Below are 24,266 nucleotides of genomic sequence, written 5' to 3'. Positions count from 1 at the left end.
CACGAAAACACATTCGTCCCTTTCCTAGGGATGAGTGTGTTTTTTTATCCCGCATTAACGGTCAGTAAGACTCCCATCTCAAAATTTGGCAGATGCGAGGGAGTTAGTTGGGAGATCAACTGTCCGTAAAAGCCCGATTGGTTCAACTAATAATCAGTGAGGAATGGTCAAAATCTCCACTGATTAAAGTTTCACTTTATTACTTTGAAAGGAGGTGCTGTAACATGAAACGATTCGTACGTACGGAAATAACCACCACCTGCATGATTAAAAAGCAGAACAAGGTGATTGATAGAGATAAAAAATAAAATTGTAGGAGGAGATTAGAAGATGCATAACGTTATTAATGTTGGGGTGTTAGGATTAGGTACAGTCGGAAGTGGTGTTGTCCACATTTTGAAAGAACATTATAAAAAAATCGCACTTGATACAGGATACGAAGTGAAAGTAAAAACAGTCGTTGTACGTGATTTGGAAAAAGAACGCGATGTTTGTATTGATGGAATTGCAGTAACAAGTCATGCAGATGAAGTTCTAAATGATTCAAATATTGATATTGTAGTAGAGGTAATGGGCGGAATTGAAGAAGCAAAACAGCATATTGTGAAGGCTTTACGAAATAAGAAGCATGTCGTAACAGCAAATAAAGATTTAATGGCTGTATACGGTGCGGAACTTCTTCAATTAGCGAACGTAAATGATTGTGATCTATGTTATGAGGCAAGTGTAGCGGGTGGTATTCCAGTGTTAAGAGGATTAACAGACGGATTAGCTTCAGATCAAATTGAAAAAATAATGGGAATTGTAAATGGAACAACAAATTACATGTTAACAAAGATGAGTCAAAATGGATGGTCGTATGAAGAGGCTTTACAGGAAGCACAAAAATTAGGATTCGCAGAATCAGATCCGACAGCAGATGTAGATGGACTAGATGCGGCGAGAAAGGTAGCGATCCTTGCGAATTTAGGGTTTTCGATGAATGTTTCATTAGATGATGTGCAAGTGAGAGGGATTCGAAAGGTTGCAAAAGAAGATTTACAAATGGCTGAAAAGTTAGGATTTACTATGAAACTAATTGGTAAAGCGGAGAAACAAGGAGCAGCTATTCATTTAAGTGTAGAACCGACTCTTTTACCAAGCCGTCATCCGTTATCAAATGTAAATAATGAATTTAATGCAGTGTATGTTCACGGTCAAGCAGTAGGGGAAGTGATGTTTTACGGACCTGGAGCTGGGAAGTTACCGACTGGCTCTGCTGTAGTAAGTGATATTATTTCGATTGTTAAAAATATGAATCAAGTTCCGAAAAATAAAAGTGCGTTAAAAGAACCAGTGCCGTATGAATTACAAGGAGATGAAGAAGTTGTTTCGAAATACTTCTTACGTATTTCATTACAAGATGAGCCAGGGATGTTGCAAAAAGTAACAGAATGTTTCGTTAATTATTCTGTAAGTTTAAAAGAAGTGATTCAATTACCTTTGAATCGTGAGCTTGCAGAAGTCGTTGTTGTGACACATCAAACTTCAAAATATCAATTCGAAAAAGTTTTAGGAGCAATAGAAGCTGTCGCAAGTGAAATAAACAGTTATTACATTATTGAGGAGGAAAAACAATATGTATAAAGGACTATTAAAACAGTATGCTGCTTATTTACCAGTAAATGAAAACACACCTGATGTCAGTTTAATGGAAGGGAATACGCCTCTAATTCCATTATTAAATATATCAAAACAATTAGGGATTCACTTATATGGTAAGTATGAAGGAGCGAATCCAACAGGTTCTTTTAAAGATCGTGGTATGGTAATGGCGGTTGCTAAAGCGAAAGAAGAAGGTTCTGAGGCAATCATTTGTGCATCAACAGGTAATACATCGGCAGCGGCTGCAGCATATGCGGCACGCCTCGGAATGAAATGTATTATCGTAATCCCGAAAGGAAAGATTGCGCATGGAAAGTTAGCGCAAGCAGTCGCTTATGGAGCTGAAATCATTTCAATAGAAGGAAATTTTGATGATGCACTTAAGGCTGTAAGAAACATTGCTGCAGAAGAGCCAATTACATTAGTAAACTCAGTGAACCCTTATCGAATTGAAGGGCAAAAAACAGCAGCGTTTGAAATTTGTGACCAGTTGCAAAAAGCGCCAGATGTTCTCGCTATTCCTGTTGGGAATGCAGGGAATATTACAGCATACTGGAAAGGGTTCTGTGAATATGAGAAAGAAAAAGGCTACAAAAAGCCAAGAATTCACGGCTTTGAAGCGGAAGGAGCAGCTGCAATTGTAAAAGGACATGTAATTGAAGAACCTGAAACAATTGCAACAGCTATACGTATCGGTAACCCAGCGAGTTGGTCATATGCAGTAGAGGCTGCTGAGCAGTCTCGAGGCGAGATAGATATGGTATCAGATGAGGAAATATTACATGCGTATAGATTGTTAGCAAAAACGGAAGGGGTTTTCGCTGAGCCAGGATCAAATGCTTCATTAGCTGGCGTAATGAAACATGTTCAATCTGGAAAAATCAAAAAAGGAGAAACAGTAGTTGCGGTATTAACTGGAAATGGTTTGAAAGATCCTGATATCGCAATTTCTTCTAATAAATTAGATATTGCAAGTGTTTCAAATGATATAGAACAAATTAAAGAACATATAAAAGGGGTGATTATGTCGTGATACCATTGAGAGTACGTGTGCCTGCTAGTACAGCAAATGTTGGACCTGGATTTGATTCAGTAGGAATAGCTTTGTCATTGTATTTAGAGGTTGTTGTAAAGGGCACAGCTGATAAATGGCAAGTAATACATTCCTTTGAAGATTCAATTCCGACAGATGATAAAAATTTAATCGTTAGCACGGCATGTAAAGTATGTCCTTCTTTATCACCCCATATAATAGAAGTTACTAGTAATATTCCGCTAACAAGAGGACTAGGAAGTAGTGCCTCAGCGATTGTAGCAGGAATAGAGCTTGCGAATCAACTTGCTAATTTGAACTTAACGACTGATCAAAAGGTTCAAATTGCTACAAATTTTGAAGGGCATCCAGATAATGTTGCAGCTTCTATATTAGGTGGAACTGTAATCGGAGCACTTGATGGAAAGAATGTTTCAGTTGTAAGGATTGAAAGTAAGGAATTAGGCGTAATTTCTCTTATTCCAAATGAAGAGCTAAATACAGATGAAAGTCGATCTGTATTACCAGAAATGTTTCCGTTTCATGAAGCAGTTAAAGCTAGTGCGATAAGCAACGTATTAGTAGCAGCATTATGCCAAAAGCGGTGGGAAGTTGTAGGTGAAATGATGGAAAGAGATCATTTTCACGAGCCATATCGTTTAGAACTCGTACCGTTATTACCATCTATTCGTAAATGCGCAAAAGAATTCGGTGCGTACGGCACAGCACTTAGCGGTGCGGGACCATCTATTTTTATATTAACGCCGTATGAGAAACGTCAAGAAATCGCTGAGCAATTAGCGAAAGTATTTACAGCTATGAAAGTATGTGAGCTTGAAATCGATCATAAAGGGATTTCTGTAAATAAGGAAGAACATATTGGATTATAAAAAAAGCTAGCATCGCTAGCTTTTTTTTGCTGTAAATATATTTTAAATCAGCATATAAAATGAAAATGAGTATTGTATAATTCAGTAAAGAGCGTATTAATTTTGGAGGTGATTATATGAGTTCAAAAGAGTCACCAGAAGAAAAAAGAGAACACATAAGACAAAGTGAGTTAAAAAATAACCCTACCGGTTCTTTGAATGATGGGCTCAATAGAGCGGAATCAGGTAGCCTTGGTGATATGACAGGGGGCATGAATTGGAAAGGTACAGGGATATTAATTTTAGTGTTAGTTTTAGGATATATTATATACACTTACTTTTTCAGTTAAGGAAAGCCTAGCGAAACTTTAATTTGTTTATTTGCATTATTTGTGAAAATAAAAAACAAGGATTAAAGTCCCGCTGTATTACATATTAAAAAATAAATTATAGTTATTTGAGAACTTTTTATACTCATAATAGAGTTAGCATTATGCTAGCTCTATTATTTTTTGCCATATTCCTGTAACAAATCCCCTGTATATTCAGGGATGGAGGTGCAGGAGATGAAAAAAATGATAGCGATATGTCTTCTTACAACTATGTCATTTTCGACTTTAGTCGGGTGTGATGTAAAAGGTAATAATGCTGTACAAGAGTCTAAAATAAAGAAAGCGACGTATAAAGATTTTACTTACGATGTAAATCCAGAGACTTTCACGTTAACTGTAGAACATGATGGTGTAAAGGAACAGGCATCACGAGCTCTGCCGAAAATGAAGGTGTCGAATGTAAAAAAAGATAAGGATCGTATGTCGTGGGAATATCCAGATCAAAAAGTAAAAGTAAACTTAGAAAAGAAAAAAGACCACTTAAATATTGAAGTAGAATCGATTGGTGCAGAAAGCTTTACATGGCCGAAAGTACAGGCTGAAAATTATACACTTCCGTTATGGGAAGGTAAACAAATTCCAAGTAATGATGAGAATTGGAAGAAGTTTTTAAAGGATGATGCATATTCATTTGCTGAATCATTTTCTATGAAGTTTTTTGCATTAAATGGTTCGAAATATTCCATTGTATATATTGCGAATAATCTATTTAATAATGAAGTGAAATTTCATTCGGATCCGAAAATAGGGTTTGATTTTATACATGAATTCCCGAGTATAAATAAAAATAAAACATATGGTTTTCAATTATATGTCACAAATACTGATGCAGTAAGTATTGCTAAGCTGTATAAGGATAACATTATGGAAAAAGGTGAATTTAAAACATTACAAGAAAAGGCAAGAAGAAATAAAGAAATTGAAAAACTTTATGGAGCGGCTCATTTTTATTTTTGGAATCAAAATGGTTTATCAGCAAGTAATGTAAATTGGCCGAAGTTAAGAGAGCAAATAAATAGCCCAGTGTTTAGCCATATAAAAGAGCTTATTCAAAAAAATAGTTCAGAGCCTGGGGAATTAAATGTATTTGAGCAAGTAAGTAAACAAGATTTCATTGATAAGTATCAAAAAAATGTTATTTTGCGTTATGTAAACGAAGTGTTATCAATGAAGGAATTGTATAAAGAGGATATTTTCCCGAAAGTTGATCAGGAGGCTAGTGAGTTATTAAAAAAAGGTATAGATCACTTATCGAAAGCAGAACTGTATAGCTTAAATAAGCATTTATTAAAGTCAGTACTTGGTGATTCAGTTGAAGATATAAGTAAGTGGGGAAACGCAGATGGAACGGATATAATAAAGGAAATGAAAGAAGAAGGGATAGACAAAGCTTGGATTGGTCTACCGAACTGGGAACAAGGATTTATGCAACCTAATTTTGTTACAGAAGCTAAGAAAATGGGATATTTAGTTGGTCCGTATGATTCTTATCATTCCATTCATGAGAAAGGTGATAAAAATTGGAACACAGCGTCCTTTAATGATCCATCGTTATATGAAGAGGCAACTGTAACGAAGAAAAATGGAGAAAAGGTGCAAGGGTTTTTAGGTAGAGGGCGCAAACTAAATCCAACATTATCACTTCCTAGTGTAAAAGAACGAATGAACGATATATTGCAAAATGGTCCTAAATATAATTCATGGTTTATCGATTGTGATGCAACGGGTGAAATTTATGATGACTATTCATCAAAACATGTAACGACACAGGAACAAGATTTAAAAGCAAGATTACAACGAATGGATTATATTGCCCAAGAAAAAGGTATGGTAGTTGGCTCTGAGGGCGGAAATGATTTTGCCAGTAGTACGATTGCATTTGCTCATGGAATTGAAACGCCAGTTATTAAATGGGACGATGAAGATATGCGGAAAAACAAAACAAGCCCGTATTATGTCGGTGGATATTATTCACCAAATCAAAATGTTCCAGAAAAATATGCAAAACAAGTACCATTGAAAGAAGAATATAAACAAGTATATTTAAATCCAGTATATTCGCTTCCTTTATATAAATTAGTATACAACGATTCCGTCATTACAACGCATCACTGGGAATGGGGAAGTTTGAAAGTGAAAGATGAGGTAGGAAGCCGTATGCTATATGAGTTATTGTATAATGTTCCTCCTTTGTACCATTTAGATGAAGTAGAGTGGAATCAGCATAAAAAAGAAATTACAGAGCATCTGAAAGTTTGGAATGAAGTTCATAAAAAGGCAGTAAAAGAAGAAATGACAAACTTTGCATACTTGTCAGAAGATAAGCTAGTACAATCTACTTCATATGGAAAAGATATTAAAATTATTGTGAATTTCTCAAATGAAGATGTGGAAATAGAAAAAACGAAATTAAAAGCAAAGACTGCTTTAATTTATAATAATGGGAAGAAAATCATGTATACGCCGTTGGCGAAACAATAATGTGAAATATAACTGTATGAATAGAGAGTTAATAACTAACTTGACTCACTATTTTGTTCGTTCTTTCAGTTGAAAGTCAGATTATTTGAAATGAAAAGGTTGATAAATCTGTAATTTCGAATGTTGCGAAGTGCTAAATTTTTGAAGTTAGTAAATAGTGACTTGCCAAAAATAAGTACGAGAGTATAATGTGAAATGGAATATATATTGAATCCACAATGTAACCTTACAAATTTGTAAGGTAATTGAAAGGAAATTCAATATGAAGATTACTAGACATACATTATACTAGGGAAAGAGAAAGAGAGGCGAATGGGTATGAGCTCTGAATTAGAACAAAATACGAGAAGTAATAAGAAGCGTTCTAAAAGAAAGTCAATAAAGTGGTTTATAATAATTCCATTGTTCTTGCTTGTTTTTGGTGGAGTAGGATATGGGTCGTTAATATATAATAAAGCAAAAGCGGTTGTAAGTGATGCATATGCACAAATTGATAAATCATCAAAACGTGATAAAGAAGTGGAACCTTTAAAGGATAATATCTCAATTTTAATTATGGGTGTAGACGGTAGTGAAATGCGGAAAAGTCAATATGGTGAAGCGGTTCGAACGGATGCACTTTTATTAGCAACAATTAATAAAGATGATAAATCTGTTAAATTAGTTAGTATTCCGCGTGATTCACGTGTTTATATTCCATCTAGAAAAAAATTAGATAAAATTACGCATGCACATGTATTTGGTGGTGTTGAAAGTACACGAGATACTGTGGAAAGATTTTTAAATGTTCCAGTTGATTATTATGTGAAGTTTAACTTTGAGTCATTTGTTCAAATTGTAGATTCACTAGGTGGTATTGATATTGATGTACCTGTTACGTTCACAGAGCAAGATAGTAAAGACCAAGCAGGTATGATTCATTTAGAAAAAGGTTTCCAACATTTAAATGGAGAACAGGCACTTGCACTTGCAAGAACACGTAAAATTGATAGTGATGCAATGCGCGGACAGAGACAACAACTTGTAATAGAAGCAATTGCGAAAAAAGCAATGTCTGTTCAATCAATTAGCAAAATGGGCTCTCTACTTGATGCAGTTGATAAAAACATGAAAACAAACTTAACATTTGATGATATGCTTGCTATTACGAAAAACATGGCAGGATCGGATCTACAAATGGAAAAGATGCAAATTGAAGGTACTGATAAACGTATTGGTGGTATTTATTATTACATTCCAAATGAAAAAAATGTGAAAGATATTTCAAATAAACTGAATCAACATCTAGGTGTAACGCCAAAATCAGTTCTAAATGAAAAGTAAAAAAGATTGGCCTTTGCCAATCTTTTTTTATGGAAATGGATTTGTAACTTTTCTGTAACGATTTTTTATTCTAGAAAAATTATACTCATATGTATGAGATTATTGGATAAGCAAAAAGTAAAGATAAATACTGTTATAAGGAAAGATAACATATGCAAAAATGGATAAGCATTATGGGAATCGTCTTTATATTGACTGGATGTAAAATGTCTGAAGCTCCAACCAATTTAATGGGAGCTCCTGCAAATGAAAAGTGGATTAATGAACTAAAAGAGCAAATAGATAAAGATTTGCCTGTTAATTATCGGTTGCTTACTCCAAAGTCTAATAAAGATAAACAAATGATTTGGTCAATGGATTTTAAACAAGATAATAAAAAAGAAGCCATCGTATTTTATAAATTGCCGAATGAAGATCGTAGCGTATATTTAGCTGTATATGAGGAAATCGGCTATAAGTGGAAAATAAAGTCCACGCATAAATTTGATGGTGAGGATATAGATATCGTTGAAGTGGGTGATTTTACAGGGAATGGGAAGCGAGAATTATTAATTGGAATCTCTGTAAATCGTGAATCGTTAGAACATGTTATGTATGCTTTTTCAGAAGAAAATGATGATATGAAGGAGATTTATAATCGGCGTTACACGAAGTTATTTATAGAGGATCTAAATAGAAATGGTCTTAATGATATAAGCCTTGTTACTTATGAAAAAGATGAGAAGTTGACAGTTGAGCTTATTGAGCAGTTTAAGACAATATCAGAAGTTACATTTGATCCATTTATAAATAGTATTCAAAGAATACAAATGGGCCATATTTCTAAAACATTAAAGGCGATTGTAATTGATGCAGGAATTGGGGCTCATTCAGGTATAACTTATGTAGCAAAATTTGATAAGGATCATTATGAGGTACTACCTATAGATGGGAAAGAAGATTTATTCAATGAATATGTGGTGGAAAGTAAAGATGTAAATGAAGACGGTATTATTGAATTTGTTCGTACTGTACGTCCAAAAGGTTGGGAAGATAAGTCACATGGAGATAGTCCGCTCTTTGAACGTTACATACAGTGGAGTGAAGATGGAACGAAACCTATAGAAGAAAGATACATCGATATAGAAAAAGGGTATTTTGTGAAAATTCCTGAAGAGTTGATTGGGAAAATTACTATCCCAGATCAGCAGAAGGAATCAAATTCTCAAAAGTTTTTGGACGTAAATACAAATGAAATATGGCTTGAAGTCCAAATTTTTAAGCGGAAAGAATGGTTCAAAATAAAAGGATTCGAGGCAGCGGTGAAAACGGCTTCTCACGTATATGCAGTGCCGAAGCGATCAAAGTTTAAAAAAGTGAAAGCATATATAAAACCGCTAGCGGATTATCAACAAGAGTAGGGAGGTGGAAATTATGTCAACAATTTTAGTTTTAGAAGATGAAATGCCAATCCGTAGTTTTATTGTCTTAAATTTAAAGCGTGCTGGATTTTATGTATTAGAAGCTAGTACTGGAGAAGAAGCGTTACAGATTTTATGTGATCACACTGTTGATGTAGCGTTACTTGATGTCATGTTACCAGGAATTGATGGTTTTCAAGTTTGTAAAACTATTCGGGAAGAAAATAAAAAAATGGGCATTATTATGTTAACCGCACGTGTACAAGATGGAGATGTGGTGCAAGGACTAGGAATTGGTGCAGATGATTATATTACAAAACCGTTTAGTCCAGTAGAGTTAACTGCACGTATACAATCTCTATTAAGAAGAATAGAAGTGCATAAAGAAAAAACGAATACAATTACGTCTGGTCCGTTTTCGTTAAATATTATAGAAGAAAGATTATATAGAGATGGACAATTGGTTGATTTAACACCTACAGAGTATATGATTTTACAATACTTAATGAATCAATCCTCAAAGCCGGTTTCACGTGATGAAATTTTAAATATGATTTGGGGAACGAATTACGTAGGCGAGACGAAAGTCGTAGATGTAAATATGAGACGGTTACGCCAAAAGATAGAATGTAATCCATCAGAACCCGAATTTATCCTTACAGTGTGGGGAAAAGGATATGTGTGGAAGGAAAGTATAAGATGAAACGGAAAGTGACTTTATATTTTATGACGGTCATTACACTTATGCTTGTATTGTTTGAGGTAGTATTTTCGGTCTCAATTTATCGATATTATTATAATGGTATTGTGCAATATATAGAATCTCATGCGAAGACGAGTACTCGATTTTTCTCAGAATACAATTCATTATATTTTATTCGTTTGCAAGAATATAGTGGTGACATAATTAGTAGTTTTCAATTAGATGGAACGGAATTACAGTTAATTGATCGTCATGGTTCGGTTATACAATCTTCAAGTGGTGAAAAAGTAGAAGGTAAAGTGAATATCCCACAATCTTTATTGGAAGGTGAAATGTATAATCAAGTTACTACTACGAAAGATAATGAAAAACAACTAGAAGTGCTAAGCCCACTTATACATCAAGGACAAACAATCGGTGTTTTAAAATATACGACAGTATTAACACATGTGAATGCAAAGATTATTGAAATTATTATGTTTACTATTGCCGTTGGTATTGTTATTTCATGTATTGTCTTCTCAATTAGTAGACGCTTGGCAAATTCTTTTGTTGAGCCAATTGAATCTATCATTCAAGCTTCTTCACAAATCGCAGAAGGAACGTTGAAAAATAAAATTAAAGAAGATTATCCTGGTGAATTAGGTGAATTAGCACATAGTTTAAACTATATGTCTGATAAAATAGAAAAAGCGGAACAGATGAAAAATGAATTTATCGCTTCTATTTCTCATGAAATACGAACACCTTTAACAGGAATTAAAGGTTGGAGTGAGACGCTTAAAACAGTAGAACATTTAACAGAAGAAGAAATCAAGCAAGGTATGGGGATTATTTCCGGTGAGACAGACCGATTGATTCATTTAGTAGAAGAATTGTTAGATTTTTCAAGATTACAATCAAATCATTTTAATTTATATAAACAAAAGGTGCAATTGTACGATATACTAGAGGAGACGATTTGGCAATTAACTCCTAACGCTGAAAAGAAACAAATTCAATTCATTAATACTATAGAACGAATTGAATTGTTGGGAGACCGAAATAGGCTAAAGCAAATTTTCTTGAATATTATTCAAAATGCAATTAAATATTCACATGAAAATGGTACTGTATACATTGAAGCGACTAAAAATGAAGGACAAGCAGTGATAAAGGTGAAAGATGAAGGGATTGGAATTGCTAAAGAGCATTTACCATATATAGAGCAGTCTTTTTACCAGATTAATAATCATGCTGCAGGTGCAGGCCTTGGCTTAGCTATCGTAAAAAAAATGGTGGAGCTTCATAGAGGTACACTTAGTATTGTGAGTAAAGAAGGAATAGGAACAACAATTTTGATAAAACTCCCATTATAATACATATACAGTCTATTTATCACGCTATTTGTGGGTAGTGAGATTCCCGCCTCAAAATTCGGCTAGAGCAAAGAAGGTAGGTGGGAAATTAACTGCCCGTAAACACTCGATTAGTGAAGGTTAATAATCAGTGGGGGATGAATACCCCCACTGATTAAAGTTTCACTTTATATCGTGCAATAAAATAAATAGATGTATAATTACATTGGGTGATTTATATATAAGATTAATAGGGAGAGGAATTCGATAGAATGGAAAAAGCTTTTAATATGAAACGAGTAGTAGTCGTTTTAATAGCGGTTGCAGCAGTAGCTATTGGGTATTTTATGTTTCAATCAATTACGTCACCAGCAAAGGCTGTTGCAAAACAAGAAAATGTAGTACAGCTTGCAAGTGAACAATCAAAAGTTGAATTGAATAAAACGGCACCAAGTCGTTTTAATGGAAAAGAAAGAAAAGTTGCTTATCTTACATTTGATGATGGACCAGGAAAATATACGGCTGAATTATTAAATACGTTAAAACAGCATGATGCGAAGGCGACATTCTTTTTAATTGGAGCGAATGTAAAAGAGTTTCCGGATTTAGTGAAACGTGAAAATGCAGAGGGACATTATGTAGGTATGCATAGTATGACACATAATTTTGCAAAGTTATATAAAAATGGTGAATATGTAAATGAGATGAAAGAAGACCAAAGCTTAATTGCTAATATTATTGGAAAATCACCTAAATTAACACGTCCACCATATGGTTCGATGCCTGGATTAAATGAAGGCCTTCGAAATAAAGTGGTAGAAGGCGGTTTTAAAGTTTGGGATTGGACAATTGATTCATTAGATTGGAAATATAATAAAATGCAAGTTGATGCAGCTGCAGCGCAAATTGCTCAAAACGTATTAACAAATGCAACAAAACCACAAGAAGTAATTTTAATGCATGATATTCACCCGCAATCAGTCGCTGCTGTGCCAGCAATTTTAAAGGGGTTAAAAGAAAAGGGTTATGAGTTTGAAGCTTATCATGAAGAAAGTCACTTCCCAGTGAACTTCTGGCATGATAACCGTATGTAATGGAGGAATGAATGTTGAAGTATGGAAAAGTAGCATTAGTTGGAGCGTTATCAGTAGGGGTATTAACAGGTTGTTTCGGTGAAAAGCCAGAAGAAAATTTATATACAGCTTTTGAAACAGCAGCGACACAAGAAAAGTCTTTAGTTGATGAAGCGAAAAAATTAGAGGGTTTAGAGAAGCAAGGTCAAGAACTATATTCTCAAATTTTACAAGAAGGTAAAGATCATAATGACGCAGTTATGAAAAAGATAGAACAAGCGACTGCAAATGTAGCTGACCGTGAAAAAGTATTGAAAAACGAAAAAGAAATGCTAGAAAAAGCGCAGAAGGAAACGAAATCCGTTCAAAGTAATATAGAAAAACTTGAAGATAAGAAAGTGCAAAAGCAAGCAAAGGCAGTTGAAGAGTCGTATAAAAAACGTTACGATGCATTCCAAAAGATGAATGAAAACTACACGAAGGCGTTAGCGACTGAAAAAGAATTGTACGAACAATTAAAGGTAAAAGAAACGAAATTAAAAGAGATTGGTGAGAAAGTTAAAACTTTTAATGAGTTAAATGGAGAAGCACAAAAGTCGAAAGAGCAGTTTAACAATTATACAAAAGAGTATAATGACAGTAAATTAGCATTTTATAAAGATGCGCAGATTAAGATTAAAGAACAGAAATAAAGAAAGTTCTTAATCGGAATATAAAGCCGAAAAAACATATAAAAATGTTTTTTCGGCTTTTATCGTTAAATGAATAGAAAAGACTGGAATAGATATCATAAAAGAGTTATAGTGAATTATTCGAAGGGAAACATTGTAAAGTAAGGAGAATGAAACATGTCATATGAATTTTTACTCAAATTAGGTTTAGCGCTCTTTTTAGGATTATTCATCGGGATAGATAGGCAGCTAAAGAATAAACCGCTTGGTGTGAAAACAAGTATGGTTATTTCTGTAGCAAGTTGTTTAATTACGATGGTTTCAATTGAATCAGTTCATGTATATTCTGTTCCAGGTCATACAAATATGGATCCAATGCGTCTTGCTGCTCAAATTGTGAGCGGAATCGGTTTCCTTGGAGCAGGTGTTATTTTACGAAGAAGTAATGACGTTATTTCTGGATTAACGACAGCTTCTATGGTGTGGGCTGCTTCAGCTTTAGGTATAGCAATTGGAGCAGGGTTTTATTTGCAAGCGACCGTTGCCATGATTTTAATTATTTTAGCGATTAACGTACTTCCGCAAATTGTGAAAATTGCAGGCCCGTATTCATTAAGACAAAAGGACTTATCTATAAAAATTACTGTAAAAGAGCACCAAGAATTAGATGGTATATTTAAGCAAATTAAAAAATTAGGCATGCATGTAAAACGAGTGAAAATTAAAGATATTGATAGTGGTGCATTTCAGCAATTGGAGATGGTTATTTTAGCTCCAGAAGATTTATATACAACTGAGTTATATAGTTCACTAAAAGAGATTGATCGAGTTGTTTCAGTTGAAGTTGAAAGTAGATAAAAAAGGGTGATGAAAATTCACTCTTTTTTTTACGCATAAAAAAACAGTTTGCTATAATTATTCTCTAAAGGGGATGAGAATGGTGGAGATACACATTAGAAGGGCGACAAAATCAGATATTGCAGCAATAGCAAAAGTACATGTGGAAAGCTGGAAAACAACGTATACCGGGATATTCGAAAACGAAATTTTAGAAAATGTAACATTTGAACAAAGAAAAAAGCAGTGGGAGGATATTTTTCAAAAAGAAGATAATTACCAATTCAGATTTGTAGCAGAAACGTTAAATGGAAAAATAATCGGATTCATTGATGGGGGAGTTGAAAGAAGCGGTACATATAATTGTGATGGGGAATTATATGCGATTTATCTGTTACAACAGTATCAAGGACTGAAAATAGGACAAAAATTATTTCAAGCGTTACTGTCGGAATGTATAAAAAATGGTATGCAATCTCTTTTAGTTTGGGTCGTTACTAATAATCCCGCTAAAAAGTTTTATGAAAAATATAACCCTGAAAAAATTGATACGAAATTTTTAGAGAGAGTACAGGTAGAAGAAACAGCGTATTGCTGGAGGAATATAAATAATATTATTATGTAAACTTTATGTTTTTAAAAGGTATACCTTTAATTGGTATACCTTTTTGTTTAACTCTGTTCAATCGATTAATAACGAGTAATGTGAAAAATAATGAATAGTTAACTTGAGAGTAAAAATTTTTCTATTGTATCTTTAATTAGATGAAATAAATGATAGAAAAGGAAAAAAATTTAGTTAGATAAAAAAATTCTGAAATATACTCTTGAATTGATAATAACAATCAATTAGAATCATAATTGATAATGATATTCAATCATTGGTTGTTTTATAAAATTTCGATAGCGTTAATATAAAGAGGAGGACCAGTATGCAGCATGCGAAACAAATCGCAGAACATGCAACAATACAAAGTTTTTTAAACTGTTATTTAAGAGAAACAGGGAGTGGAGAATGGATTACAGAGGATGAAAGAATGGAAAGTATCTTCAGTAATACGTTGAATAGAAATGTAGTCCCCACATATTTATGTTGTCGGCTATCGGCACAGAATGTTACTTTGTATGGAGAAGTTATATATAAATCAGCAACAGATCGCCATTTGTTTGGAGAACAGTTTTATTATCAAATTGGAGAAACTAAAACTGTTATAAAAGCAGATTATGTTACAGTTATTACATTTTTAATAAAAGAGATGTCTATCAACTATGGAGAAGGAACTAATCCTGCTGAGCTTATGCTTCGAGTTATTCGCAGTTGTCAAAATATTGAAGAATTTACAAAAGAGAGAGCAGAAGATACATCTGCATTATATGGTTTCCATACAACTTTTATAGAGGCGGAGCAATCTTTATTATTTGGGCATTTAACTCATCCTACCCCAAAGAGTAGACAAGGTATATTGGATTGGAAAAGTGCAATGTATTCTCCAGAATTAAAAGGAGAATGCCAGCTTCATTATTTTCGCGTACATAAAAGTATAGTAAATGAAAAATCATTATTATTAGATTCTACAACAACGATTATAAAAGAAGAATTAAGTAAAGATGAGATGGTAAATGAGGAATTTATAGAGAAGTACTGTAAGGAAGATGAATATTCATTAATTCCAATTCATCCGCTTCAGGCTGAATGGTTATTACATCAACCTTATGTACAAGAGTGGATAAATCAAGGAGTGCTTGAATATATTGGTCCAGTAGGTAAGTGTTATATGGCAACATCATCACTTAGGACGCTATATCATCCTCATTCGAAATATATGCTTAAGTTTTCCTTTCCAGTGAAAGTAACAAATTCAATGCGCATTAATAAGTTGAAAGAACTTGAGAGTGGCCTTGAAGGGAAGGAAATGTTAAATACGGCTATTGGTGAAGTACGAGAAAGATTTCCAGGCTTTGATTTTATTTGTGATCCAGCCTTTATTACATTAAATTATGGAACACAAGAATCTGGATTTGAAGTAATTATTCGCGAGAACCCTTTCTATAGTGAACATGCAAATGATGCTACATTAATTGCTGGACTAGTTCAAGATGCTATTCCTGAAGAGCGCACTCGTTTATCGAATATAATTCATCATATAGCAGAGTTAGAAAATAGAAGCTGTGAAGAAGTAAGTTTAGAGTGGTTTAGACGGTATGTAAATATTTCTTTAAAGCCGATGGTATGGATGTATTTACAGTATGGAGTTGCATTAGAAGCTCATCAACAAAATAGTGTTGTACAGTTGAAGGATGGTTATCCAGTAAAATATTATTTCCGTGATAATCAAGGATTTTATTTCTGTAATTCAATGAAAGAGATGCTTAATAATGAGTTATCTGGTATTGGAGAACGTACTGGGAATTTATATGACGATTATATTGTAGATGAAAGGTTTCGTTACTATTTAATTTTTAATCATATGTTTGGACTTATTAACGGTTTTGGTACGGCAGGATTAATTAAGGAGGAAATTCTACTTTCTGAATTAAGGTCTGTATTGGAATCATTCCTTCCATATAACCGTGAACCTTCTACATTTTTAAGAGAATTGTTGGAAGAGGATAAGTTGGCATGTAAAGCAAATTTATTAACGAGATTTTTCGATGTCGATGAATTAACAAATCCATTAGAGCAAGCAATTTATGTGCAAGTGCATAATCCACTCGTTAGAGAAGTGGCTGTTCGTTCATAAATAGCGTTAAAATTTCACGTAATACAAATAATGGAATTTGGTATTTCGTCATAAGTGGAGGAGTTTATGAAAGTGGATATGTATCACACGAAAATATTGAAGGCACTTGAATCAGAAGAATACATTTCAGTGCGAAGAAGGGTGTTACGTCAGTTAGTAGAATCGTTAATTTATGAGGGGATTATAACGCCAGTTCGTGTAGAGAAGGAAGAACAAATTCTTTTTATTATACAAGGACTTGATGAAGAAAACAAAAATGTTTCGTATCAATGCCACGGAAGAGAAAGGATGACATTTGGACGTATTGCTGTAGACTCGTTACTAATACGAGTGCAAGATGAACAAAAAGAAATACAATCTGTGTCGCAATTTTTAGAAGAAGTTTTTCGGGTTGTTAACGTAGAACGAACTAGATTAGATTCTTTTATTCACGAATTAGAACAAACAATATTTAAAGACACGATTGCACAATATGAAAGAAATAAAAGGGAGGAATATACTCGAAAATCTTACGATGAGTTTGAAAGCCATTTAATAGACGGTCACCCGTATCATCCTAGCTATAAAGCGCGCATTGGATTTCAATATCGTGACAATTTTCAATATGGATATGAATTCATGAAGCCAATAAAACTCATATGGATTGCAGCACATAAGAAATATGCGACTGTAGGTTATGAAAATGAAATGATTTATAGCAATACTTTAACAGAAGAAATTGGTGTGCAGAGAATAGAAGAATATATAAATCGTATTCAAAATATGGGATGTAATCCAAAACGGTATTTGTTTATCCCAGTCCACCCTTGGCAGTGGGAGAACTTTATTATTCCTAATTATGCTGATCATATACAGGGGAAATATGTGATTTATTTAGGGGAATCATTGGATGAATACTGCGCCCAACAGTCAATGAGAACGTTAAGAAATATGACGAATCCAAATAAGCCGTATGTTAAGTTATCGATGAATTTACTTAATACTTCAACTATCCGTACGTTGAAACCACATTCGGTTGTGAGTGCACCAGCTATATCAAATTGGTTAAGTGATGTCGTAAGTCAGGATCCTTATTTAAGGGATGAATCGCGCTTGATTTTATTAAAGGAATTCTCGAGCGTAACGTATGATACGAATAAGAAAGCTACATATGGTTCATTAGGATGTATTTGGCGTGAAAGCGTTCACAAATATGTAGATGAACAAGAGGATGCAGTTCCCTTTAATGGCTTATATGCAAAAAAGAAAGATAGTACACCAATTATTGATGCATGGTTAAACAAATATGGAATAGAAAATTGGCTGCAAGTACTTATTCAAAAAGCGATAATACCGGTTTTACATCTTGTTGTAGAGCACGGGATCGCATTAGAATCACACGGTCAAAATATGATTTTAGTCCATAAAGAAGGGCTACCTGTCCGGGTTGCATTAAAGGACTTTCATGAAGGACTTGAGTTTTATCGTCCATACTTGAAAGAAATTGACAAATGCCCTGAGTTTACAAAAATGCATAAAACGTATGTGAACGGAAAAATGAATGATTTCTTTGAAATGGATCGCATCGAATGTTTGCAAGAGATGGTTTTAGATGCACTTTTCTTATTTAATCTAGGAGAGTTAGCTTTCATACTTGCGGATGAATATGAATGGAAAGAAGAACATTTTTGGATGATGATTGTCGAAGAAATTGAAAATCATTTTAGAAAATATCCACATTTGAAAGAGAGATTTGAATCCATTCAATTATACACAGCTACTTTCTATGCGGAGCAATTAACGAAGCGTCGTTTATATTTGGATGTAGAATCGCTTGTTCATGAAGTTCCAAATCCATTGTATAGTGCAAAGCAACTTAACATACAAAAATCATTTGTTACAGGGGGAAATTATGCTAATCGTTAATAAACAAGAGTATAGTAAAAATGATTTTGAATCGAGATTACAAGTTTACGAGGAAATGGAACACTTTCAAGCAGCACAAGGAAATAGATTTGCACTTTGTCTGAAAGATCCATTTGATATTATTACACTTGTGTTTTTCTTAAAAGAAAAGAAATCATCTGTACTTCTTATACATGAAGATACACCAAAAGATACGGCTATTAAAATGGCAAGGCGTGCAAATTGTACGGGACTTTTATATGGAGAATGTAGCGAATTTACAAAATTAGAAGTAGTGAATTCATTACTACAAGAGCCTTCTTTATTGCAATATAGCTCAGGAACCACGGGAGAACCGAAATTGATTTGCAGATCATGGACGGAAGTTGATACTGAAATCGTTGCTTATAATGAAGCTTTAAATTGTGAAGAAGATGAAGTACCGATTGTTATGGCTCCTGTTTCACATTCGTACGGATTAATATGTGGTACGTTATCTTCTATTACAAGAGGAAGTAAGCCTATAATTATTACGAATAAAAACCCTAAATTCGCATTAAATATTATTCGCAATACAGAAAAACATATCATATATGCAGTACCATTGATGCTACATATTATGGGGAGTTTTCCACTAGGAACGTTCCAGTTTCATAAAATTATGACATCCGGATCACCTTTGCCCGAAACATTATTTTATAAACTAAATGAAATGACAACGTACATGATGCAGCAATATGGATGTTCTGAAGCTGGTTGTATTAGTATATGTCATGATATGGAGAGTCATTTAGATTTAGGAAAACCACTTCCACATGTAAGTATAAACATAGGATCAGATGAAAACGAGCCTGAAGAAATCGTAGTGAAAATTGCTGGAAAGGAAATTTATACGAAAGATTTAGGGTATGAATCTGAGCGTGGCCTTCACTTTATGGGGCGTATGGATGATGTAATCAATGTTTCAGGGTTAAAAGTGTTTCCTATAGAGGTGGAAGAAACGATGCTTCGATTAGAAGGTATTCAAGAAGCCATTGTATACCGAGGGAAACATCCAGTGATGGGAGAAATCGTAAAAGCGAAAGTAATCTCTCATATTGACCCAGTACAAATAAGAGAATGGTGTATTCAGCACTTACCGTCTTATAAAGTTCCGCATGAAATTGAAAGTGTAACTGAAATTCCGAAAAATAAAACTGGAAAAGTAAGTAGAAAGTTACTAGAGATGGGAGAGGTTACAACATGAGACGTGAAACGTTAAAGAGTGCAGTGCTGAAAATTATGACAGAAAAAATGGAACTGAAAAATGTAACGCATTTAGAAGAAACAATGCGTTTAAATCAAGATTTATATATAGATTCGGTAATGATGTTGCAGCTTATCGTATACATAGAAATGGATTTGAAGTTATGTGTCCCAGAGGATGAGGTAGATCCAAAGGCGTTTCTTACTGTAGGATCTTTACTTGATTTTATGGAAGAGTTACAGCCGTTACAAGAATCAAATGTGAATAACTAACCTTGGAGAAAGTGGATGAGAGTATGACTTCAATTAAAGTGCACTGTTTAGTGAGCTGTTTTTGTGAAATTATAAAAAGACGTGGTGATATAGATTTTCGTCCATTTTATTTTGGACTATGGGATGGAGACTTTGATATAACAGAAGGCGGAATTATTTCGTATCACTCCGAAAACATTAACCATGATAATTATTTACTTTGGTATGAAAAACTGTATGGTATTAAAGTGAACGAATGGTATGATCATGCAAAAGATAAAGATAGAAATGTAGAAACATTTTTAGAATTAGTAGAAAATAAGCCGGAAAATCGTTATGTAATTGTAATGGTGGATATGTCTTTATTACCAGAGAGGGAAAATAAGTTTCACCAAAAACCATTTCCGCATTATTTAATGATATCGAAGACAGAGAAAGAAGAAGAATGGTTCATGTTAGATCCTGATTTTCGTTGGGAAGGGAATATGGAAAGAGAAAAAGTGATTCACTCTGTTCAAGATAATCCATTTGGTGGTGGTTATTTCATTGATGTAGAGGCGATTCAGGAGCCGACGCAAGAAATGGTAGCTAATTATTTCACTGAGACATTCAAAAAGTATGATAATGAACTGACTATGGAATTAAAAAATTTAATTATAAAAATGGCAAATGAGGAAGAGGGGTATTCGCTCTCTAAGCTTGTAGTAGCAGTAAAACAAATACCAGTACTTGCAATTCGTAAATATAGTTATGAACATGCCTTTGCATACTTCCGTGAAACGTTACAATACTCGGAAGAGGAGTTTGATTATTGGTGTGATCGGGTAGAGGATATTGTACAAGGATTTACAAATGTACAGTATCGTGCAATTAAAATGGCAATGACGAATAATAAGGGTATGCTCGTATCGATTATTGAAAAACTGGATGAAATGAATGCAATTGAACTGCAAATTAAGAAGGAATTAGAGAGACAGTTTCTATCATGGAAAGGTATGAAAACAAATCAGTCTGTCGTAACTCTTTAAAAAGCTAACTGAATTTAAGATAGGGGAGTTTAAAGTTATGAAATATTCGCTATGTACCATTTCATTTCGTCATCAATTAATTTCATTTACTGATATTGTTCAATTTGCATATGAAAACGGTTTTGAAGGAATTGAATTGTGGGGAACTCATGCACAAAATTTGTATGTGCAGGAGCGTGAAACGACAGAACGAGAGTTGAATTTTTTAAAGGATAAAAACTTAGAAATTACGATGATAAGTGATTATTTAGACATATCATTATCAGCAGACTTTGAAAAAACGATGGGGAAATGTGAACAACTCGTAATGTTAGCAAATTGGTTTAATACGAATAAAATTCGTACGTTTGCCGGACAAAAAGGGAGTGTAGACTTCTCGAAACAAGAGAGACAAGAGTATGTAAAGAGAATTCACAAGATTTGTGATTTATTTGCTCAGCATGATATGTATGTACTTTTAGAAACACATCCAAATACGTTAACGGACACGTTGCCGTCTACTTTGGAATTATTAGAAGAAGTAGACCATCCGAATTTGAAAATAAACCTTGATTTTCTTCATATATGGGAGTCTGGTGCAGATCCAATAGACAGTTTTCATCGACTAAGACCGTGGATACAACATTACCATTTTAAGAATATATCGTCAGCGGATTATTTACATGTATTTGAACCTAATAATGTATATGCCGCAGCGGGAAGTCGTATTGGTATGGTTCCATTATTTGAAGGTATTGTAAATTATGATGATATCATTCGGGAAGTGCGAGATACGGACTATTTTGCTTCGCTAGAATGGTTTGGACACAACGCGAAAGATATATTAAAAGAAGAAATGAAAGTATTAACAGATAGAAGATTAGAGGTAGTAACTTCGTAATATAAAATGATAAAAGAGTCTCTATTTAGAGTCTCTTTTTTTATAGTTAAAAATAACCAAAAATTACCATGTATTTAAATTCGAATTTGGCACAATTTATATATATATCAAGGAGGTGATTGGTAATGGCTAGAAATCGTAATTCTAATCAATTAGCATCACATGGAGCACAAGCGGCTCTAGATCAAATGAAATATGAAATTGCACAAGAGTTTGGTGTACAACTTGGAGCTGAAACTTCTTCACGTGCAAACGGTTCTGTAGGTGGTGAAATCACGAAACGCCTTGTAGCGATGGCAGAACAACAACTTGGTGGCGGATATACTCGCTAAATGTAGAAGGTTATAGGAGAAAGGAAGGATTCTTCCTTTCTTTTTTTTTCAATTAATTGGTATGGATATATAGCGAACTGGATTCAAACAATAGGAATAATACTATATTTTACCCAATTTCTTTCGTTATGAATGGGAAGTAGTAAAGATGTAATAGCCCTGGTGGAATGAAAAATTACGTTCCACCAGGGCTATTATATGGTAAGAAATATATGATGAAAGGTTCCGAAGTCAACATGTTAAAAAAAGAAAACTGTTGTTTAATTGCGCTTGCATCAGTTCCACTTGTTATGACATTAGGGAATTCAATGCTCATTCCAATACTGCCGACTATCGAAAAGAAATTACATATTTCATCGTTTCAAGTATCCATGATTATTACAATTTACTCCATAGTTGCAATTTTACTTATACCGATTGCTGGTTATTTATCAGATAGATGGGGACGGAAGATGGTAATGGTTCCGAGTTTACTGATTGCGGCTATCGGAGGAGCGGTAACTGGTTGGGTATCATGGAAAGTTGATAATCCCTACGTTTGGATACTTATCGGTAGAGCGATTCAAGGTATTGGTGCTGCTGGTGCAATGCCAGTTGTTATACCGTGTGTTGGTGATTTATACAAAGATGAAAAACAGGTTAGCGCAGGTTTAGGAATCATTGAGACATCAAATACATTTGGAAAAGTACTCAGCCCTATTTTAGGATCTGCTCTAGCTGCCATTGTATGGTTCTTACCATTTTGGGCGATTCCAGTTTTATGTGTAGTATCGATTGTTTTATTACTGGTACTAGTAAAAGCAAAAAAACAAGAAGGAGAAGTACCACCACTAAGAGAGTTTATTCAAGCTATTATCTCTACGTTTCGAGAAAAGGGAAGATGGTTAATTGCCATTTTTGCACTAGGTGCAATTATAATGCTTATTTTATTCGGAATTCTCTTTTATTTGTCTACTATACTGGAGTCAAAGTATGACATTCATGGTATATGGAAAGGGTGTGTACTTGCTATTCCTTTGCTTGTATTATCGATTAGTTCATATATGGCTGGTAAAAAAATTGGAGATAATCAAAATGTTATGAAGAAGTGTATTTATATTGGCTTTTTACTGGCTGCGGCATCAGTTATAATCCCTTTATTTATAAAAGGGATCTATTTACTACTTCTATGTCTCGTTATTATGGGAGTAGGAATTGGTATGGCACTCCCATGTTTAGATGCCCTAATTACACAAGGGATTGAAAAGGAGCAGAGAGGCACGGTTACGTCATTTTATAGTTCGATGCGATTTATCGGTGTAGCAGCTGGACCACCCCTATATTCATTTTTTATGAAAGGGTCGGACCATGAAGTGTTTTATTTGACAAGTATTTTCGCTGTTATTGGTGCCGTTATAGCAATGATTTGGATTAAACCAGCAAAAGATGAAAAGGCAATAAAACAGAATCCAGAACCGACTGCATAATTTGAAATAGGATTGCATGGCCTATAATTAGCGTGCAATCCTATTAATTTAGTTAGGGAAAATAACTTGTTTTAACATATAAAGTGCGACTCCCCATATGACGAGTCCTGAAATTTTGTTTAATAATACGATTGCCTTTCCAGTTGAGTCTAGCCTCTTTAAAAACTTTCCAGCTAAAGCTAAGCTAATAAACCAAATCCAAGAAATGATAATCGTTGCAGATGTAAAAGCCCATTTTTCACTTCCTATATATTGAATAGAATTTGTCCCAATTACACCGATCGTATCTAAAATCGCATGTGGATTTAATAACGAAACCGATACAGCGAAAATAATTTGTTTTTTTAAAGGCATGCTTTTTTCTTGTTTTACATCTTTGGAAGGCTTACTTCTCCAAATAACGAAGCCCATATATATGAGAAAGATAAATCCAATCGTATATAATGTCGTCGTTAGCCAAGAAAAAGTAAGGAGTACAAGGGATACACCCTGTACTGCAATTAATATTAGTAACGTATCACATAGAGAAGCAGTTAATACTACAGGGGCTGCCCTCCAAATATTAGGTTGGCTCGCACCTTGGTTAAATACGAAAACATTTTGGACACCTAATGGAATGATAAGGCCAAATGCAAGGATGATACCGTGAATAATCGCTTCACTCATTATATTACC

Annotated in this window: 22 protein-coding genes and 1 other annotated feature (1 of these 23 cut by a window edge); of the genes, 21 read left to right on the top strand and 1 reads right to left on the bottom strand. The window is 34.1% G+C overall.

Features of this window, described 5'->3' with window-relative positions; translation table 11 throughout:
- Positions 1–24, top strand: a binding site (T-box leader) (it extends 208 nt beyond the left edge of the window).
- A 306-nt stretch (positions 25–330) separates the two neighbouring features.
- The 21 genes from A6J74_RS07120 to A6J74_RS07020 all read left to right on the top strand — a co-directional run bounded on the left by A6J74_RS07120 (position 331) and on the right by A6J74_RS07020 (position 23,591).
- Entirely contained in the window at positions 331–1,626 is a 1,296-nt protein-coding gene (locus tag A6J74_RS07120) for a homoserine dehydrogenase (RefSeq protein WP_000552042.1), read from the top strand.
- Positions 1,619–2,677 carry a threonine synthase gene (gene thrC / locus A6J74_RS07115; protein WP_000276424.1) on the top strand — a complete coding sequence of 353 codons (1,059 nt, stop codon included), beginning with the start codon at positions 1,619–1,621 and terminating at the stop codon, positions 2,675–2,677. Before A6J74_RS07120 ends, thrC begins: the two co-directional genes overlap by 8 nt.
- Positions 2,674–3,567: a homoserine kinase gene (gene thrB / locus A6J74_RS07110; protein WP_000612653.1), complete on the top strand. Its 894-nt coding sequence runs from the start codon at positions 2,674–2,676 to the stop codon at positions 3,565–3,567. The genes thrC and thrB overlap by 4 nt, the downstream gene beginning before the upstream one ends.
- A gap of 116 nt (positions 3,568–3,683) precedes the next feature.
- Positions 3,684–3,896 (top strand): DUF6366 family protein, encoded by a 213-nt coding sequence (locus A6J74_RS07105; RefSeq protein ID WP_000095422.1) that lies wholly within the window; start codon positions 3,684–3,686, stop codon positions 3,894–3,896.
- Positions 3,897–4,112: 216 nt separating this feature from the next.
- Positions 4,113–6,419, top strand: a complete 2,307-nt coding sequence (locus tag A6J74_RS07100) for a glycoside hydrolase (protein WP_000738146.1) — start codon at positions 4,113–4,115, stop codon at positions 6,417–6,419.
- Between the two features lie 318 nt (positions 6,420–6,737).
- A complete protein-coding gene (locus A6J74_RS07095; protein ID WP_002093782.1) occupies positions 6,738–7,742 on the top strand; it encodes an LCP family protein in 1,005 nt (334 codons plus the stop codon).
- Between the two features lie 152 nt (positions 7,743–7,894).
- Positions 7,895–9,142 carry a hypothetical protein gene (locus tag A6J74_RS07090; protein ID WP_001174826.1) on the top strand — a complete coding sequence of 416 codons (1,248 nt, stop codon included), beginning with the start codon at positions 7,895–7,897 and terminating at the stop codon, positions 9,140–9,142.
- Between the two features lie 13 nt (positions 9,143–9,155).
- Entirely contained in the window at positions 9,156–9,845 is a 690-nt protein-coding gene (locus A6J74_RS07085) for a response regulator transcription factor (RefSeq protein WP_000104235.1), read from the top strand.
- Positions 9,842–11,203 (top strand): HAMP domain-containing sensor histidine kinase, encoded by a 1,362-nt coding sequence (locus A6J74_RS07080; RefSeq protein ID WP_000824522.1) that lies wholly within the window; start codon positions 9,842–9,844, stop codon positions 11,201–11,203. The genes A6J74_RS07085 and A6J74_RS07080 overlap by 4 nt, the downstream gene beginning before the upstream one ends.
- Positions 11,204–11,454: 251 nt before the next feature.
- Complete coding sequence (locus tag A6J74_RS07075) at positions 11,455–12,276, top strand: peptidoglycan-N-acetylglucosamine deacetylase (protein WP_000409398.1); 822 nt, start codon at positions 11,455–11,457, stop codon at positions 12,274–12,276.
- A gap of 14 nt (positions 12,277–12,290) precedes the next feature.
- Positions 12,291–12,947 (top strand): YkyA family protein, encoded by a 657-nt coding sequence (locus A6J74_RS07070; RefSeq protein WP_033658408.1) that lies wholly within the window; start codon positions 12,291–12,293, stop codon positions 12,945–12,947.
- 156 nt (positions 12,948–13,103) lie between these two features.
- Positions 13,104–13,784 (top strand): MgtC/SapB family protein, encoded by a 681-nt coding sequence (locus A6J74_RS07065; RefSeq protein WP_000119505.1) that lies wholly within the window; start codon positions 13,104–13,106, stop codon positions 13,782–13,784.
- 79 nt (positions 13,785–13,863) lie between these two features.
- The gene (locus A6J74_RS07060) at positions 13,864–14,388 is read left to right on the top strand and encodes a GNAT family N-acetyltransferase (protein ID WP_000229284.1); all 525 of its coding nucleotides are present in this window, start codon (positions 13,864–13,866) and stop codon (positions 14,386–14,388) included.
- 307 nt (positions 14,389–14,695) lie between these two features.
- Complete coding sequence (locus A6J74_RS07055; protein ID WP_001163333.1) at positions 14,696–16,504, top strand: IucA/IucC family protein; 1,809 nt, start codon at positions 14,696–14,698, stop codon at positions 16,502–16,504.
- Between the two features lie 66 nt (positions 16,505–16,570).
- Positions 16,571–18,409, top strand: a complete 1,839-nt coding sequence (locus A6J74_RS07050; RefSeq protein WP_000861772.1) for an IucA/IucC family protein — start codon at positions 16,571–16,573, stop codon at positions 18,407–18,409.
- Positions 18,396–19,634, top strand: coding sequence for an AMP-binding protein (locus A6J74_RS07045; RefSeq protein WP_000909551.1), 1,239 nt, complete (start codon positions 18,396–18,398; stop codon positions 19,632–19,634). The genes A6J74_RS07050 and A6J74_RS07045 overlap by 14 nt, the downstream gene beginning before the upstream one ends.
- On the top strand, positions 19,631–19,906 hold the full coding sequence (gene asbD, locus A6J74_RS07040; protein WP_001250761.1) for a petrobactin biosynthesis protein AsbD: 276 nt from the start codon (positions 19,631–19,633) through the stop codon (positions 19,904–19,906). The genes A6J74_RS07045 and asbD overlap by 4 nt, the downstream gene beginning before the upstream one ends.
- Positions 19,907–19,929: 23 nt before the next feature.
- The gene (locus A6J74_RS07035; RefSeq protein ID WP_000200694.1) at positions 19,930–20,913 is read left to right on the top strand and encodes a DUF6005 family protein; all 984 of its coding nucleotides are present in this window, start codon (positions 19,930–19,932) and stop codon (positions 20,911–20,913) included.
- 37 nt (positions 20,914–20,950) lie between these two features.
- On the top strand, positions 20,951–21,793 hold the full coding sequence (locus tag A6J74_RS07030) for a sugar phosphate isomerase/epimerase family protein (RefSeq protein ID WP_000877704.1): 843 nt from the start codon (positions 20,951–20,953) through the stop codon (positions 21,791–21,793).
- A gap of 125 nt (positions 21,794–21,918) precedes the next feature.
- Positions 21,919–22,125: an alpha/beta-type small acid-soluble spore protein gene (locus A6J74_RS07025; RefSeq protein WP_000113546.1), complete on the top strand. Its 207-nt coding sequence runs from the start codon at positions 21,919–21,921 to the stop codon at positions 22,123–22,125.
- A 236-nt stretch (positions 22,126–22,361) separates the two neighbouring features.
- Positions 22,362–23,591, top strand: coding sequence for a bacillibactin exporter BcbE (locus A6J74_RS07020; protein WP_033658409.1), 1,230 nt, complete (start codon positions 22,362–22,364; stop codon positions 23,589–23,591).
- A gap of 48 nt (positions 23,592–23,639) precedes the next feature.
- Here the strand turns inward: A6J74_RS07020 and A6J74_RS07015 are convergent, their stop codons facing one another.
- Entirely contained in the window at positions 23,640–24,257 is a 618-nt protein-coding gene (locus A6J74_RS07015; RefSeq protein ID WP_001287314.1) for a LysE/ArgO family amino acid transporter, read from the bottom strand.
- Positions 24,258–24,266: the final 9 nt, after the last annotated feature.

It is taken from the genome of Bacillus sp. FDAARGOS_235, assembly GCF_002073415.2.
Lineage (GTDB): Bacteria > Bacillota > Bacilli > Bacillales > Bacillaceae_G > Bacillus_A > Bacillus_A toyonensis.
This window is presented reverse-complemented; position numbering and strand designations above follow the sequence as displayed.

What these genes read in the sequence shown, in the direction of transcription:
- A6J74_RS07090 (WP_001174826.1), top strand. Translation starts at nt 7,895, where the DNA reads ATGCAAAAATGGATAAGCATTATGGGAATCGTCTTTATATTGACTGGA.
- A6J74_RS07085 (WP_000104235.1), top strand. Translation starts at nt 9,156, where the DNA reads ATGTCAACAATTTTAGTTTTAGAAGATGAAATGCCAATCCGTAGTTTT.
- A6J74_RS07095 (WP_002093782.1), top strand. Translation starts at nt 6,738, where the DNA reads ATGAGCTCTGAATTAGAACAAAATACGAGAAGTAATAAGAAGCGTTCT.
- A6J74_RS07045 (WP_000909551.1), top strand. Translation starts at nt 18,396, where the DNA reads ATGCTAATCGTTAATAAACAAGAGTATAGTAAAAATGATTTTGAATCG.
- asbD (WP_001250761.1), top strand. Translation starts at nt 19,631, where the DNA reads ATGAGACGTGAAACGTTAAAGAGTGCAGTGCTGAAAATTATGACAGAA.
- A6J74_RS07025 (WP_000113546.1), top strand. Translation starts at nt 21,919, where the DNA reads ATGGCTAGAAATCGTAATTCTAATCAATTAGCATCACATGGAGCACAA.
- A6J74_RS07105 (WP_000095422.1), top strand. Translation starts at nt 3,684, where the DNA reads ATGAGTTCAAAAGAGTCACCAGAAGAAAAAAGAGAACACATAAGACAA.
- A6J74_RS07120 (WP_000552042.1), top strand. Translation starts at nt 331, where the DNA reads ATGCATAACGTTATTAATGTTGGGGTGTTAGGATTAGGTACAGTCGGA.
- A6J74_RS07055 (WP_001163333.1), top strand. Translation starts at nt 14,696, where the DNA reads ATGCAGCATGCGAAACAAATCGCAGAACATGCAACAATACAAAGTTTT.
- A6J74_RS07020 (WP_033658409.1), top strand. Translation starts at nt 22,362, where the DNA reads ATGTTAAAAAAAGAAAACTGTTGTTTAATTGCGCTTGCATCAGTTCCA.
- A6J74_RS07075 (WP_000409398.1), top strand. Translation starts at nt 11,455, where the DNA reads ATGGAAAAAGCTTTTAATATGAAACGAGTAGTAGTCGTTTTAATAGCG.
- thrC (WP_000276424.1), top strand. Translation starts at nt 1,619, where the DNA reads ATGTATAAAGGACTATTAAAACAGTATGCTGCTTATTTACCAGTAAAT.
- A6J74_RS07035 (WP_000200694.1), top strand. Translation starts at nt 19,930, where the DNA reads ATGACTTCAATTAAAGTGCACTGTTTAGTGAGCTGTTTTTGTGAAATT.
- A6J74_RS07065 (WP_000119505.1), top strand. Translation starts at nt 13,104, where the DNA reads ATGTCATATGAATTTTTACTCAAATTAGGTTTAGCGCTCTTTTTAGGA.
- A6J74_RS07050 (WP_000861772.1), top strand. Translation starts at nt 16,571, where the DNA reads ATGAAAGTGGATATGTATCACACGAAAATATTGAAGGCACTTGAATCA.
- A6J74_RS07030 (WP_000877704.1), top strand. Translation starts at nt 20,951, where the DNA reads ATGAAATATTCGCTATGTACCATTTCATTTCGTCATCAATTAATTTCA.
- A6J74_RS07015 (WP_001287314.1), bottom strand. Translation starts at nt 24,257, where the DNA reads ATGAGTGAAGCGATTATTCACGGTATCATCCTTGCATTTGGCCTTATC.
- A6J74_RS07100 (WP_000738146.1), top strand. Translation starts at nt 4,113, where the DNA reads ATGAAAAAAATGATAGCGATATGTCTTCTTACAACTATGTCATTTTCG.
- A6J74_RS07080 (WP_000824522.1), top strand. Translation starts at nt 9,842, where the DNA reads ATGAAACGGAAAGTGACTTTATATTTTATGACGGTCATTACACTTATG.
- A6J74_RS07060 (WP_000229284.1), top strand. Translation starts at nt 13,864, where the DNA reads ATGGTGGAGATACACATTAGAAGGGCGACAAAATCAGATATTGCAGCA.